The sequence below is a fragment of the Allobosea sp. P4_H5 genome (genome assembly GCF_056400825.1).
In genome coordinates, this window is record NZ_JBFUKM010000002.1 from 1 (window position 1) to 12853 (window position 12853).

14 protein-coding genes are annotated in these 12853 nt (G+C 65.8%); 9 read left to right on the forward strand and 5 right to left on the reverse strand.

Annotation, left to right across the window (positions count from 1 at the left end; translation table 11 throughout):
* Positions 1–280: AMP-binding enzyme (locus tag AC1DS0_RS03975; protein WP_476813088.1), on the forward strand; the 280-nt coding region annotated here is incomplete at its 5' end.
* A 13-nt stretch (positions 281–293) separates the two neighbouring features.
* Here AC1DS0_RS03975 and AC1DS0_RS03980 read toward each other — a convergent pair.
* Together AC1DS0_RS03980 and AC1DS0_RS03985 are read right to left on the reverse strand one after the other, a co-directional pair.
* Complete coding sequence (locus AC1DS0_RS03980) at positions 294–1850, reverse strand: GGDEF domain-containing protein (protein WP_476813089.1); 1557 nt, start codon at positions 1848–1850, stop codon at positions 294–296.
* Positions 1851–2191: 341 nt separating this feature from the next.
* Positions 2192–2647 carry a Fur family transcriptional regulator gene (locus tag AC1DS0_RS03985; RefSeq protein ID WP_476813090.1) on the reverse strand — a complete coding sequence of 152 codons (456 nt, stop codon included), beginning with the start codon at positions 2645–2647 and terminating at the stop codon, positions 2192–2194.
* A gap of 130 nt (positions 2648–2777) precedes the next feature.
* Here AC1DS0_RS03985 and AC1DS0_RS03990 point away from each other — a divergent pair, with 130 nt between their 5' ends.
* From AC1DS0_RS03990 to AC1DS0_RS04010, 5 genes are all read left to right on the forward strand, one after another.
* Positions 2778–3698, forward strand: coding sequence for a metal ABC transporter substrate-binding protein (locus AC1DS0_RS03990; protein ID WP_476813091.1), 921 nt, complete (start codon positions 2778–2780; stop codon positions 3696–3698).
* Positions 3695–4603 carry a manganese/iron ABC transporter ATP-binding protein gene (locus AC1DS0_RS03995; protein WP_476813092.1) on the forward strand — a complete coding sequence of 303 codons (909 nt, stop codon included), beginning with the start codon at positions 3695–3697 and terminating at the stop codon, positions 4601–4603. The genes AC1DS0_RS03990 and AC1DS0_RS03995 overlap by 4 nt, the downstream gene beginning before the upstream one ends.
* A complete protein-coding gene (locus tag AC1DS0_RS04000; protein WP_476813545.1) occupies positions 4603–5454 on the forward strand; it encodes a metal ABC transporter permease in 852 nt (283 codons plus the stop codon). The genes AC1DS0_RS03995 and AC1DS0_RS04000 overlap by 1 nt, the downstream gene beginning before the upstream one ends.
* On the forward strand, positions 5451–6299 hold the full coding sequence (locus AC1DS0_RS04005; RefSeq protein ID WP_476813093.1) for a metal ABC transporter permease: 849 nt from the start codon (positions 5451–5453) through the stop codon (positions 6297–6299). The genes AC1DS0_RS04000 and AC1DS0_RS04005 overlap by 4 nt, the downstream gene beginning before the upstream one ends.
* A 92-nt stretch (positions 6300–6391) precedes the next feature.
* A complete protein-coding gene (locus AC1DS0_RS04010; RefSeq protein WP_476813094.1) occupies positions 6392–6670 on the forward strand; it encodes a hypothetical protein in 279 nt (92 codons plus the stop codon).
* Between the two features lie 21 nt (positions 6671–6691).
* Here AC1DS0_RS04010 and AC1DS0_RS04015 read toward each other — a convergent pair whose 3' ends face one another.
* Together AC1DS0_RS04015 and AC1DS0_RS04020 are read right to left on the reverse strand one after the other, a co-directional pair.
* A complete protein-coding gene (locus AC1DS0_RS04015) occupies positions 6692–7498 on the reverse strand; it encodes a transglutaminase-like domain-containing protein (protein ID WP_476813095.1) in 807 nt (268 codons plus the stop codon).
* 93 nt (positions 7499–7591) lie between these two features.
* Positions 7592–8344 carry an enoyl-CoA hydratase-related protein gene (locus AC1DS0_RS04020; protein WP_476813096.1) on the reverse strand — a complete coding sequence of 251 codons (753 nt, stop codon included), beginning with the start codon at positions 8342–8344 and terminating at the stop codon, positions 7592–7594.
* Between the two features lie 175 nt (positions 8345–8519).
* Between AC1DS0_RS04020 and AC1DS0_RS04025 the strand changes: the two genes are divergently transcribed.
* The gene (locus tag AC1DS0_RS04025) at positions 8520–10580 is read left to right on the forward strand and encodes a 3-hydroxyacyl-CoA dehydrogenase NAD-binding domain-containing protein (RefSeq protein ID WP_476813097.1); all 2061 of its coding nucleotides are present in this window, start codon (positions 8520–8522) and stop codon (positions 10578–10580) included.
* A 72-nt stretch (positions 10581–10652) separates the two neighbouring features.
* On the opposite strand, the gene AC1DS0_RS04030 is transcribed toward AC1DS0_RS04025, so the two are convergent.
* Positions 10653–11129: an Lrp/AsnC family transcriptional regulator gene (locus AC1DS0_RS04030; protein WP_476813098.1), complete on the reverse strand. Its 477-nt coding sequence runs from the start codon at positions 11127–11129 to the stop codon at positions 10653–10655.
* Positions 11130–11315: 186 nt separating this feature from the next.
* Here AC1DS0_RS04030 and AC1DS0_RS04035 point away from each other — a divergent pair, with 186 nt between their 5' ends.
* Together AC1DS0_RS04035 and AC1DS0_RS04040 are read left to right on the forward strand one after the other, a co-directional pair.
* A complete protein-coding gene (locus AC1DS0_RS04035) occupies positions 11316–11837 on the forward strand; it encodes a cysteine dioxygenase (RefSeq protein WP_476813099.1) in 522 nt (173 codons plus the stop codon).
* Between the two features lie 153 nt (positions 11838–11990).
* The gene (locus tag AC1DS0_RS04040; RefSeq protein ID WP_476813100.1) at positions 11991–12851 is read left to right on the forward strand and encodes a calcium-binding protein; all 861 of its coding nucleotides are present in this window, start codon (positions 11991–11993) and stop codon (positions 12849–12851) included.
* Positions 12852–12853 lie beyond the last annotated feature (2 nt).

Genomic DNA, 12853 nt, shown 5'->3' on the forward strand with positions numbered 1-12853 from the left:
CGCCTATGTCACGCTGATGGCGGGCGAGAAGCCCTCGGCGGACCTGAAGAAGGAACTGGTTTCCTACGTCCGCAACGAGATCGGCCCRATCGCCTCGCCGGACCTGATCCAGTTCGCGCCCGGCCTGCCCAAGACCCGCTCGGGCAAGATCATGCGCCGCATCCTGCGCAAGATCGCCGAGGACGAGTATGGCGCGCTCGGCGACACCTCCACCCTGGCCGATCCCGCTGTCGTCGACGACCTGATCGCGAACCGACAGAACAAGCGCAAGGCCGGCTGAGGCTCAGGCGGCCTCAGGCTGCCCTGACTCGATCGGCCACGACCTTACCGGCGAGCATATGCTCGCCGGCGATTCCGACCCGGTTCCGGCCCTCGGCCTTGGCCGTGTAGAGCGCCTGATCGGCTGCTTCGATCAATGTCTTCCAGCCAGGGCCATCGCGTCGGCCGGTCGCTACGCCGAAGCTGGCAGTGACGAGCAACTCGGTCCCGTCGTCGAGCATGATCGCCTGCTCGGCGATCGCCGCGCGCAGCGTTTCCGCGATCCGCGCCAGCGTGCGCAGGGAGGTGCTCGGCAGGACGATGGCGAACTCCTCGCCGCCATAGCGCATGACGAGGTCGTTCTTGCGAACCATTTCCGCCACCAGCCCCGCTGTGGTTCGCAGGACGTGATCCCCGGTGATATGGCCATAGGTGTCGTTGATCAGCTTGAAGCGATCGATGTCCATCAGGATCAGACCGGTTTCGATGGGCAGGTCGGCGAAGCCGGAGTCGTCCTGACCGAGACGATCGAACGTGCGGCGATTCAGCAGGCCGGTCAGCGCATCGGTTTCGGCCTGCACCTTCAGGCGCTCGGTGAGGCGCAGGCGCTCACGCAGCTTGAGGCGCAGCGATTCAAGGGCAGCGAACAGCTCATGAATCTCGCCGCTATGCCTGTTGACACGCGTCGGCCGGTCGAGATTGCGTTCCTCGGCGAGTGCCACGATGTGATTGCGGGCCTGCAGCAGCGGGCGGAAGATGCGCCGGCGTGCGAGCACGAGCAGCAGCAGATTGGTGAGGACGATCAGACCTGTGAAGGCAACGACGAGCTGAAGCCAGCGAACGCTGCTCGCGCGGGTTGCCTGCGCGTGCGCCAGCATGTCGTCGAGGAAGCTCTCGCGCAGGCGTTCCAGCGGCGCCATCGTCGGAACGTACTGCAAGGTCATCTGCTCGGTGTTGACCGAATAGTAGCCCGTCTTTCCCTCGGCACTCAGCCGCGCGATGAGGTCGAGCCCATCGCGGAAGTAGCGGGTTCTCGCCGCGCCGACGGCGGCGACCAGTTCGGGCGCGTCGGTGTGCAGGGCAAGCTGGTGTTCCAGCGATTGCCAGATCTGCAGGATACGCCCATGGGTCAGGATGAGTTCGTCGTAAGCCGTTACGGAGAGCGGTTCGCGCGCAGCGATCGAGGGGGCGAGGAAGGATCCGAGCCGCCCGGCATATTCGCGCAAATCGCCAAGCATCAGCCCGGTCAGGGCATGCCCTGCCAGCGAGCTGTCGTGCTCCGTCAGCTCGGCCATTGCGGCGACCACCACCGGCCGCATCGTCTCGACGACCCCGAACATGCCAGCGATCACGCCGCGGATCTCGGTGGTGTCGCGCTGGGCCAGTGGCCGTGCGCTCAGCCGATCCGCTGCGCGTCTTGCCGCGGCGAGGCTGGCTTGGACGTTGCCCAATTTGTCGCGGGCGACGAGATGCCGGGTGATCTCATTACCGTCATCGGGCGTGATCTCGGCCAGGGCCTGATCGCTCGATGCGCGGAATTCGGCAAGCTTGCGCGCGGCAGGACTGTCCGCCGCCGGCTCCTCGCCGAGCACGCTGTTCATCGGGCCGCGCTCGGCCGAGAGCCGGTTCGCCGCGGTCAGCACTTTCCTGTAGAGCGTCAGCGCCTCGAGATTGCGGCTGGCACGGACATAATCGCTGCCGAGAATGGTGATCAGGCCGAGCGCCAGTGCGAGCGAGAGCGCGAGCAGGACCATGCAGCCCAGAACGAGCTTGGTATCGAGGCTGGCGCCCCGCCGCGGGCGGGCGGTGACCATTATTTTGGAACGATCGCTCAACAGGGCCATGCTTCGCAAAAGGACGAGTTGCCGTTGCGTGAGCTATCGAAGGCGGGCCTTGAGATTCGGTAAACTCAATACCGTGAAAGGCTGAGGCTTCAGCCTTCGCCGGGCTTGCGGCGACCCTTCCGGCCGAGCTTCCTGCCATAGAGTTCGAGCTTGTGGCGGACGATCTCGTAGCCGAGCCTGGCGGCGATCTTCGCCTGCAGCTCTTCGATCTCCGGCGAGGAGAATTCGATCACCTCGCCGCTCTCGACATCGATCAGATGGTCGTGGTGGGCCTGGTCGGCATGCTCGTAGCGCGAGACGCCGTCCTCGAAGGCATGGCGCTCGATCGCGCCCTGCGTCTCCAGCAGCTTCATCGTGCGATAGACGGTCGAGAGCGACAGCGTCGGGTCATGCACGAAGGCGCGGGTGAAGATGCCCTTCGCATCGGGATGATCGTCGGCCTCGGCCAGGACACGCAGGATCAGCCGGCGCTGCTGGGTCATGCGCAGGCCCGCCTTGCGGAGCTGGTGCTCGAACTCCGTCACGCGCTGGTCGATTCCCTTCATGCGCGAGAGGTAGCAACCCTGAGAGGCATTTGCAAAAGCACCTTGTCGCAATTCGTTTGCAGTTGCGTTGACAAGATGCAAGTGATTTGCAATAGCGTTGCATCATCCCCGTTTCGCTGTTGGAGAGACCATGTCCTCGCGCCGCCGTTTCCTTGGCCTTGCCGCTGCCGCGACCCTGACGCTTGGCCTCGCCGCTTCCGCCGGAAGCGGCCTGGCACAGGCCGCGCCGGGCAAGCCGCTGCGCGTCGTCACGACCTTCACGGTTATCCAGGACATCGCCCAGAACGTCGCCGGCACGGCGGCGATCGTCGAGTCGATCACCAAGCCGGGCGCCGAGATTCACGACTACCAGCCGACGCCGCTTGATGTGGTGAAGGCGCAATCGGCCGATCTCGTGCTCTGGAACGGCATGAACCTGGAGCGCTGGTTCGAGAAGTTCTTCGACAATGTGAAGAACGTCAGGAGCGCCGTGGTGACCGATGGCATCGTGCCGATGGGCATCAAGGACGGGCCTTATGAGGGCAAGCCCAACCCGCATGCCTGGATGTCGACGGCAAGCGCGCTGATCTATGTCGAGAACATCCGCAAGGCCCTGGCCGAGGCCGACCCAGCCAATGCCGCGACCTATGCAAAGAATGCCAACGACTATTCCGCGCAGATCAAGGCGATGGACGGGCCCCTGCGCGCTCGTCTCGACAAGGTGCCGGCCGAGAAGCGCTGGCTCGTCTCCAGCGAGGGCGCCTTCAGCTATCTGACGCGCGACTATGGCTGGCGCGAAGCCTATCTCTGGCCGATCAACGCCGACGAGCAGGGCACGCCGCAGCAGGTGCGCCGCCTGATCGACCTCGTCCGCAAGAACAAGCTCCCGGCCGTGTTCAGCGAGAGCACGATCTCGGACCGCGCTGCCAAGCAGGTCGCGCGCGAGACCGGCGCCAAATATGGTGGCGTGCTCTATGTCGACTCGCTCTCCGACGCGCGCGGCGCGGTCCCAACCTATCTCAAGCTGCTCGAGGTCACCGTCGACACGATCGCGAAGGGGTTCGGCCAGTGAACCTGCAGAGTGCCGAGATCCGCACGGGGCAGGGGCCGACGCCTTCGATCGTGGTCAGTGGCGTCACCGTTCGCTATGCCAATGGCGTCACCGCGGTGAACGATGCCTCCTTCGCGCTCGGCCCCGGCACGATCTGCGCGCTGGTCGGCGTCAACGGCTCCGGCAAGTCGACGATCTTCAAGACGCTGATGGGCTTCCTCAAGCCAGCGCAGGGGCTGGTCAGCATCGCCGGCATGGAGGTTCGCGCGGCGCTGAAGCGCGGCCTCGTCGCCTATGTGCCGCAGGCCGAGGAGGTCGACTGGACCTTCCCGGTGCTGGTCGACGACGTCGTGATGATGGGACGCTATGGCCATATGGGCTTCATGCGCCTGCCGCGGAAGGCGGACCGCGAGGCGGCCGAGCAGGCGCTCGAACGCGTCAACATGCTGGAGTTCCGCCGCCGCCAGATCGGCGAACTCTCCGGCGGCCAGCGCAAGCGCGTCTTCCTGGCACGGGCGCTGGCGCAGGGCGGGCAGGTGATCCTGCTCGACGAGCCCTTCACCGGTGTCGACGTCAAGACCGAGGACCAGATCGTCGGGCTGATGCGCGAACTCAGGGCGGAGGGGCGGCTGATGCTGGTCTCGACCCACAATCTCGGCTCGATCCCGGATTTCTGCGACCAGGTCGTGATCATCAACAAGACGGTGCTTGCGGCAGGGCCGACCGAGACGACCTTTACCCAGGACAATCTGCAGCGGGCCTTCGGTGGTGCGCTCCGGCATTTCCGCCTCGAAGGCGCGAGCCTGCATGCCGATGCCGACGACCGCCGCGTCACCGTGATCACCGACGATGAGCGCCCGCTCGTCTTCTATGGTGATCGCGATCATGAGAAGCCTGCCGCCGGCAGGAAGGACGGGCAGCCGTGATGGAGCTCCTGCTCGAACCCTTCGGCTACCAGTACATGGTCAAGGCGATCTGGGTCTCGGCCCTGGTAGGCGGCGTCTGCGCCTTCCTGTCCTGCTATCTGATGCTGAAGGGCTGGTCGCTGATGGGCGATGCGCTGGCACATGCGATCGTGCCCGGCGTCGCGCTCGCCTATCTGCTGAAGGTTCCTTATGCCGCCGGCGCCTTCTTCTCCGGCTTGCTGGCTGCGCTCGCCATGGCCTTGGTCCGGGTGCGTACGCAATTGCGGGAGGATGCCGTGATCGGCATCGTCTTCACGACGTTCTTCGCCGTCGGCCTGATGATCGTCTCGATCAACCCGACCTCGGTCAACGTCCAGTCGATCGTGCTCGGCAACATCCTCGGCATCTCCGATGAGGACGTCGTTCAGGTCGCGATCATCGCCTTCGTCTCGCTCGCCATCCTGCTGCTGCGCTGGAAGGATCTGATGCTGGTCTTCTTCGACGAGAATCAGGCGCGCGCCGTCGGCCTGTCACCGACGCGGTTGAAGGTCCTGTTCTTCGTGCTCCTCTCGGCCTGCACCGTCGCGGCGCTGCAGACGGTCGGCGCCTGCCTCGTCATCGCCATGGTGGTGACCCCTGGCGCGACCGCCTATCTCCTGACCGACCGCTTCGGTCGCCTGATCGCGATCGCGGTGACGATGGGGGTCGTTACGTCGGCTCTCGGAGCCTATGCCAGCTACTTCCTCGACGGCTCGACCGGTGGTCTGATCGTCGTGTTCCAGACACTGTTGTTCCTCGCCGCCTTCCTGTTCGCGCCCAAGCATGGCCGCCTCGGCGCGCGCCGCGCCGCCAGCACGGGAGCGGCGGCATGAGCTTGATCCAAACCTGGCTGCTCGCCCCCTTCGCGCACGAGTTCATGCTGCGTGGCCTCGCCGTCGCGGTGATGGTCGGCCTCGTCTGCGCTGTCCTATCCTGCTTCCTCGTGCTGAAGGGCTGGTCGCTGATGGGCGATGCGGTCTCGCATGCGGTGCTGCCCGGCATCGTGCTGGCCCATATCGCAAGCCTGCCGCTCGCCATCGGCGCCTTCGCCGCCGGCCTGACCTGCGCCTTCGGCATCGGCTATCTCAAGGAGAACAGCCGGGTGAAGGAAGACACGGTGATGGGTATCGTCTTCTCCGGCATGTTCGCGCTGGGCCTCGTGCTCTTCGTCAAGGTCGACAGCGACCAGCACCTGCTGCACATCCTGTTCGGCAACATGCTCGGCGTGACCTGGGGCGACATCGCCGAGACGGCGCTGATCGCCTTGCCGGTCGCCGGCTTCATGCTGGTCAAACGGCGTGACTTCCTGCTGCACGCCTTCGATCCGGCACATGCGCGCGCGATTGGGCTACCGGTCAAGGCGCTGCATTTCGGCCTGCTCGCCATGCTGGCGCTAACCATCGTCGCCGCGCTGAAGGCGGTCGGCATCATCCTGGTTGTCGCGATGCTGGTAGCGCCCGGCGCGATCGGTTTCCTGACCACGCGCCGCTTCGACCTGATGCTCCTGACAGCGATCGCGGCGGCGGTGACGTCGAGCATCTTCGGCACGATCCTGAGCTTCCATCTCGATGTTGCGACAGGACCGTGCATCGTCGTGGTGCAGGCGGTGCTTTTCCTGGCGGCGCTGACGCGCAGCCTCCTCAAGTCGCGGAGACTGGCCACGGTGCGCCCGGCCTGAATCGCGCTGGAGACAAGCAAGCCTCCTCGGGAATAGGGCTGTTCGCCACGCGTTCTTCCCAAATCCGCCCAGTTGTCCCGCTGCGATGGGGCATGGCCGATATGGAGGAGACGATGACGAGCGATACCGACGAAGGACGGCGGAAGCTGCTGCGGCTGGCTCTCTTTGCCCTACCCATGGCGATAGCCGGCGCGACGCTCACCGCGACGACCGTAAGGGCCGACGATGATGACGATGACGATGATCGCCGGCGCCGCCGCTGGTATCGCCGCCGCTATTACGATGATGGCTACCGGCGGCGCTGGCACGATGATGATTACTATCGCTGGCGGCGTCGGCGCCGGCGCGACCATGATGACGACGATGATTGATCGCCGTGAGCGCGCATCGGCTCAGGCCGCCTGCGCCGGCTCGCTGTCTTCGATGCGGCTGACCTCGACCCACTGGTTCTGGCATTGGCAGAAATTGCCGCTGGTCAGGAAGGCGATATCGGCCGCGTCGCGTCCTGCCGCGATGCGGACCATGCCGTCGACCGGTGCCAGCCGCGTCGGATCGACCAGCCACCATTGTCCGTCGAGATAGACCTCGAAGACGGCGTGGAAGTCCGGCGGATCGAGATCGGCTGCATAGACGCTGACGGCGCGGGCCGGCAGATTGAGCGCACGGCAAAGCGCGATGGCGAGATGGCTGAAGTCGCGGCAGACGCCCGCCCGGTCGATGAAGGTCTGCTCGGCCGTAGTCTGCGCATTGCTGACGCCGTGGACGTAGTCGACATGCTCCTGCAGCCAATCGACGACGGCGAGAACCTTGGCGCCGCCGGCCTCGATGTCGCTGAACTCGCGCTGGGCGAAGCGCATCAGATTGTCGGAGGGGCAAAAGCGGCTCGGCAGCAGATAGGGCAGGACCTCGGACGGCAGTTCGGCCCAGGCGTGCTGGCGCGCATCGGCATGCAGGAGGCGGCGCGTGCCGTTGTCGACCGTACCCTGATACTGGATCGAGACCTGACCCGAGAGCACGGCGCGGAAGCGGCGCGCGCCGGTTTCGGCGTCGAGGTCGCGGATCAGATTGACGGACTGATCCACCAGCAGGCGATCGGATAGGATAGTCTGATCCGAAGACCGCGCCGGCTCGATCGCGACGATCACCGGCGTTTCATGGTCGAAGCGGTAGATCAGGGTGGCGACGACCTTCAGCTTCACATCCTGCTCCTTGCGATCGCCGACGCGCGTCAACGTGACGAGGAGCAGGAAGTTCCGCGATTCCCGCGACAACGGCGCGACGGATGGGCGCCGTCAGCGCTTGGTCAGGAAGGCCATGAAGGCGGCCTGGGCCTCGGCCGATTTCAGCCGCTCGCCGAAATGTCGTGCCTCGGTCGCGATCGTCTCGGCCACCGCGACGGCGCTGCCGCGCTTTAGGAGCGCCTTGGTCAGCGCGACCGATTGCGGCGGCAGGGCCGCCAGCGCCTTGGCTTTCTCCAGTGCTGCTGTGAGCGCGCCGCCGTCTTCGGTGACGGCGTTGATCAGCCCTGCGTCCTGCGCGATCTCAGGTCCGAAGGGCTCGCCCAGCATCAGCAATTCAGCGGCGCGCTTGCTGCCGGCGATCAGCGGCAGAAGATAGCTCGAGCCGCCTTCCGGGCAGAGGCCGAGGCTAACGAAGGGCATGCGGAAGCTGGCGCCGCGTCCGGCGAAGGCGAGGTCGCAATGCAGCAGCATGGTGGTGCCGATGCCGACGGCGAAGCCTTCGGCCGCGGCGACGAGCGGCTTCTTCGCCGTCGAGATCGCGGTCAGGAAGTCGATAGCGATCTCGGCGCCGACGCCAGTCGCGGCCGCAGCGGCGAAATCCTTGATGTCGTTGCCGCTGGTGAAGCAGCCGCCGGCGCCGGTGAGCACGACTGCGCGCACCGAGGCGTCGGCATCCGCGGCGGCGAGCGCATCGATCAGCCCCCGATAGGTGGCGCGGTCGAGCGCATTGCGCCGGTCGGGCCGGTTCATGGTGATCTGCCTGACGCCCTCGGCCGGGGTCTCGCTCAGAACGGTCTCGGTCATGCAAACCTTCTCAAATCTCTCTCCGCTGGAAGCGGGCGGCAGACGATGGGGGAGGCGCTTGCGCCGGTCAAGGAAGCCCTTAGGCTCAGGGCGTTGCGGGGCTTCCGTCATTATTTTAAGCTTCAACTAATTCAGTGGCGCGAGCGCGTCGCCGGCAAGACAGGGTGGAGATCGCATGCCTACCGTCACATTGACCCGCCAGGGCGGGATCGCCGTCGCGATGCTCGACAACCCGCCGGTGAATGCGCTTTCGGCCGCGCTCCGGGCCGATCTCAATGACGCGCTCGCGCAAGCAATGGCCGATCCGACCGTGACGGCGCTGGTCATCGCCGCCAAGGGTCGCGCCTTCATCGCCGGCGCCGATATCAGCGAATTCGGCAAGCCGCCGGTACCGCCGATCCTGCCGGATCTGCTGGCCGCGATCGAGAATGCGGGCAAGCCGGTCGTCGCGGCGATCGAGGGCGTCGCATTGGGCGGCGGGCTCGAGGTCGCGCTCGCCTGCCATGGCCGCGTCGCCAGCCCCGCCGCGAAGCTCGGCCTGCCGGAGATCAAGCTCGGCCTGATTCCCGGTGCCGGCGGCACGCAGCGCCTGCCGCGCCTGATCGGCGCCGCTGCTGCCTTCCCGATGATGCTCTCCGGCGAGCCGATCCCGGCCCAGAAGGCGCTGGCACTCGGGCTGGTCGACAAGCTCGTCGACAATGATGCCGTCGGCGCTGCGATCGCGCTGGCGCAGGAGCTGGCGGGCAAGGGCGCGCCGTTGAAGACGAGCGCGCGCACCGACAAGCTGACGGCCACCGAGCGCGAGACCTTCGAGGCGCTGGCCAAGGATGCCCTGGCGAAATCAGGCGAGATGCCGAACGTCGCGGCGTTGGTCGAGGCGGTGCGCGCAGCGTTGACGCTGCCGCTGGCGGAAGGCTTCGCGACCGAACGCGCGCTATTCGTGAAGCTCCTCGGCGACGAGCGTTCCAAGGCGTTGCGCTATGTCTTCTTCGCCGAGCGCGAGGCGGCAAAGGTGCCGGGCATCGACGAGAGCGTGAAGCCGCGCCCGATCGCGCGCGCCGCGGTGGTCGGCGCCGGCACCATGGGCGGCGGCATCGCCATGTGCTTCGCCAATGCCGGCATCCCGGTGACGCTGATCGAGACCACGCAGGAGCAGATCGACAAGGGCCATGCCCGGGTGCGCGACACCTATGGCTTCTCGGTCAAGCGCGGCTCGATGACCGAGGCGGTGCGTGAGCAGCGCATGGCGCTGATCACGCCGGCGGTCGGGCTCGCGGCCGCGGCTGAAGCCGACATCGTGATCGAGGCCGCCTTCGAGGAGATGGGCGTCAAGCGCGAGATTTTTGGCGCGCTCGATACGATTGCCAAGCCGGGCGCGATCCTCGCCAGCAACACCTCCTATCTCGACCTCGCCGAGATCGCCGCCGTGACGAGTCGGCCGGCCGACGTGCTCGGCCTGCACTTCTTCAGCCCAGCCAATGTGATGAAGCTGCTCGAGATCGTCCGGCCCGCCGGCGTCGCCAACGATGTGGTCGCCACCGCGATCGGCCTGGGGCGCAAGCTCGGCAAGGTGCCGGTCGTGGTCGGCAACTGCTTCGGCTTCGTCGGCAACCGCCTGCTGGAAGCGCGCACCCGCGCTGCCGAGCGCCTGCTGGTCGCCGGTGCCTTGCCGCATGAGGTCGATGCGGCGCTGACCGGCTTCGGCTTCAAGATGGGGCCGTTCGCCATGTCCGACCTCGCCGGCAACGACATCAGCTGGCGCAGCCGCAAGGCGCGCGGCAAGAGCGCGGCGGTGGCGGATGCGATCTGCGAGCGCGGCTGGTTCGGCCAGAAGACCGGTCGCGGCTATTACCGCTATCCGGAGGGCGCCCGTGCCGGCGAGCGCGATCCGGACGTCGAGGCGCTGATCGCCGAGGTCTCGGCCAGCAAAGGCGTGACGCGGCGCAGCTTCACAGGTGACGAGATTTTGGCGCGGCTGCTCGATCCGATGGTCAACGAGGGTGCGCGCATTCTCGACGAGGGCATAGCCACGCGCGCTGGCGACATCGATACGGTCTGGCTCAACGGCTACAACTGGCCGGCCTGGCGCGGCGGGCCGATGCATTGGGCCGAGGGTGTCGGACTGGGCACCATCGTCAAGCGGCTGGAGCAGCAGGCAAAGGAAAGTGGCGATGCCTCGCTCGAACCGGCGCCGCTGCTGCGCAAGCTCGCGGCCGAGGGCAAGGGCTTCGGTTGAGGAACGCTAGAGCATTGGTTTGGCGCATTTTCTTCACGCGAACCGGTATCCACTTCGCTCGAAAATGCGCTTTTACCCCTCGGCAGCGAAGCCGAGGGGGATCGCCGTGGTCGATTTGAGCTCCTCCATGGCGAACATGGAGGTGACGTCATTGAGCTCGATCCGCGAGATCAGCTTCTTGTAGAGCGCGTCATAGGCGGTGATGTCTGAGACGTACGCCTTGAGCAGATAATCGATCTCGCCGCTCATCCGGTAGAAGTCGACGATCTCGGGCAGGTCCTGCACGGCGGCGTGGAAACGCTCCAGCCAGTCCATCGAATGATGCGCCGTCTTGACCGCGATGAAGACGGTGACGCCGGCCTTCAGCTTGGTGCGGTCGAGCAGCGCGACGCGCCGCCTGATATGACCTGCCTCTTCCAACTTCTGGATGCGTCGCCAGCACGGCGTCGGCGACAGTCCGACCGCCTCCGCGATCTCCGCCAGCGGCTTGCTCGCATCCTGCTGCAGCAGGGCGAGAATGCGCAGATCGAAGGCATCGAGCCTGGCCACGGCGTTGGATCTCCTCGGAACAGAATATCACTCGCCATATGCAAGCAGAAATTTATTTCTCATATTGAGATCGATATTGGTATCAGTTTCTAAGTTTGTCGCGTTTTGAGCGGCGGATCGCAAACCGTTCCCACCGGGCCCGGCCTATCATTCTTTTGTCATTCGATGGGACGGGAGATCAGGGACATGCAGGGCTTTCTCGGCGAGGAGCGGAGCGGCGCGGTGCTGAATGCCCTGCGGACCCATGAGGGTACCTGCTCGCGCGACTATCTCGCCGCGGCCCGCGCCGTCCTCAACGAGCTCGTCGCTATCCCCGATCTGATCCAGGCTCTGCCGCTGCAGCGCAAGCAAGGCGGCTATGCCCGCAACCTGCTCGCCGGCAACGACACCGTCAGCGTCTGGGCGATGGTCTGGGGCGAAGGCTCCACGACCTGCATCCACGATCATCACTGCTCCTGCTGCTTCGGCATGGTCACCGGCGCCCTGACGGAAACCTGGTATCGCGCCATCGACGCCAGCCGCGCGGTGGCGACGCAGGAGTATGAGCGGCAGGCCGGCTATGTCGCCTGCATGTTGCCGACCGGGCCGAACATCCACCGCATGCAGAACCGCGGCGTGGGCGATGCGATCTCGATCCACATCTACGGCTACGACCACCATCTCCACGATTCCTCGGTCGAGACCGAGTACACCGCCGTGGCGGGCTGAAGCAGGCAATCAGAGCTATCGCCGGCGAGATGTGCGAGCGCGGTCGGGAGTTCCCCGGCCGCGCTCTTTTGCCATCATGATGTCGCAACCCGCGCCGACCCTGCCGGCGGGGAGATCAAAACGGGTGAGCCAGCTGTCAAGGAGACTTGAGGCATGAGCCTGAACGTTCTGCAGAGCCGTTGGGATGGCACCGACGGTAACGATACCTGGGTCGCCGAGACCAGCACCACCGGTTGGACCGCCTATGGCAAAGGTGGTGACGACCACATGACGGGCGGCGCGCTCGCCGACGTGCTGTCCGGCGGTGACGGTTTCGACGTCATTCGCGGCGGTGGCGGAAATGACCGGATCTATGGCGGTGAAGGCGTCGACCAGCTCTATGGCGGCGATGGCAACGACCTCATCGACGGCGGTGGCCAGTACGACCTGATCTGTGCCGGCAACGGCAACGACGTGGTGATCGGCGGCGGCATCGCCTATGGCGAGGCCGGAAACGACATGCTCTCCGGCAGCGAGGAACGCGACATCCTCATTGGGGGCGACGGCAACGATACGATCCAAGGCGGTGACGGCGCCGATTTCCTCCGCGGCGGCAACGGCACGGACACGATCTATGGCGGTGGCGACGACACCGCCAATTTTGACTACACGGACGAGCTCTGGGGCGACGCCGGCAAGGATTTCCTCCATGGCGGCGTGGGCCGGGACGTCTTCGTCTACTGGACCGAAAGTGAGAGCGCTCCGGGAGCTGCCGCGCGCGACGTCATCTACAATTTCACGCAAGGCGCGGACGACATCAGCCTGCCGGTGGATGCCGATACCGAAACACCGGACTTCCAGGATTTCGTCTTCATCGGCACGGACGGCTTCAGCGGCGGCGCCGGCGAGGTGCGTTACGATATTGGCGACGGCGGCACCTTCGTCACAGCCGATATGAATGGCGACAGGGTCGCTGATTTCGAGATCGAGCTCGTCGGAGAGATCAACCTGACGGCTTCCGACTTCTTGCTTTGAGC

Bases quoted from the DNA above. Each gene is read 5' to 3' on its own strand.
- AC1DS0_RS03985 (WP_476813090.1), bottom strand. From the start codon at position 2,647: ATGAAGGGAATCGACCAGCGCGTGACGGAGTTCGAGCACCAGCTCCGC.
- AC1DS0_RS03990 (WP_476813091.1), top strand. From the start codon at position 2,778: ATGTCCTCGCGCCGCCGTTTCCTTGGCCTTGCCGCTGCCGCGACCCTG.
- AC1DS0_RS04000 (WP_476813545.1), top strand. From the start codon at position 4,603: ATGGAGCTCCTGCTCGAACCCTTCGGCTACCAGTACATGGTCAAGGCG.
- AC1DS0_RS04005 (WP_476813093.1), top strand. From the start codon at position 5,451: ATGAGCTTGATCCAAACCTGGCTGCTCGCCCCCTTCGCGCACGAGTTC.
- AC1DS0_RS04010 (WP_476813094.1), top strand. From the start codon at position 6,392: ATGGCCGATATGGAGGAGACGATGACGAGCGATACCGACGAAGGACGG.
- AC1DS0_RS04020 (WP_476813096.1), bottom strand. From the start codon at position 8,344: ATGACCGAGACCGTTCTGAGCGAGACCCCGGCCGAGGGCGTCAGGCAG.
- AC1DS0_RS04025 (WP_476813097.1), top strand. From the start codon at position 8,520: ATGCCTACCGTCACATTGACCCGCCAGGGCGGGATCGCCGTCGCGATG.
- AC1DS0_RS04035 (WP_476813099.1), top strand. From the start codon at position 11,316: ATGCAGGGCTTTCTCGGCGAGGAGCGGAGCGGCGCGGTGCTGAATGCC.
- AC1DS0_RS04040 (WP_476813100.1), top strand. From the start codon at position 11,991: ATGAGCCTGAACGTTCTGCAGAGCCGTTGGGATGGCACCGACGGTAAC.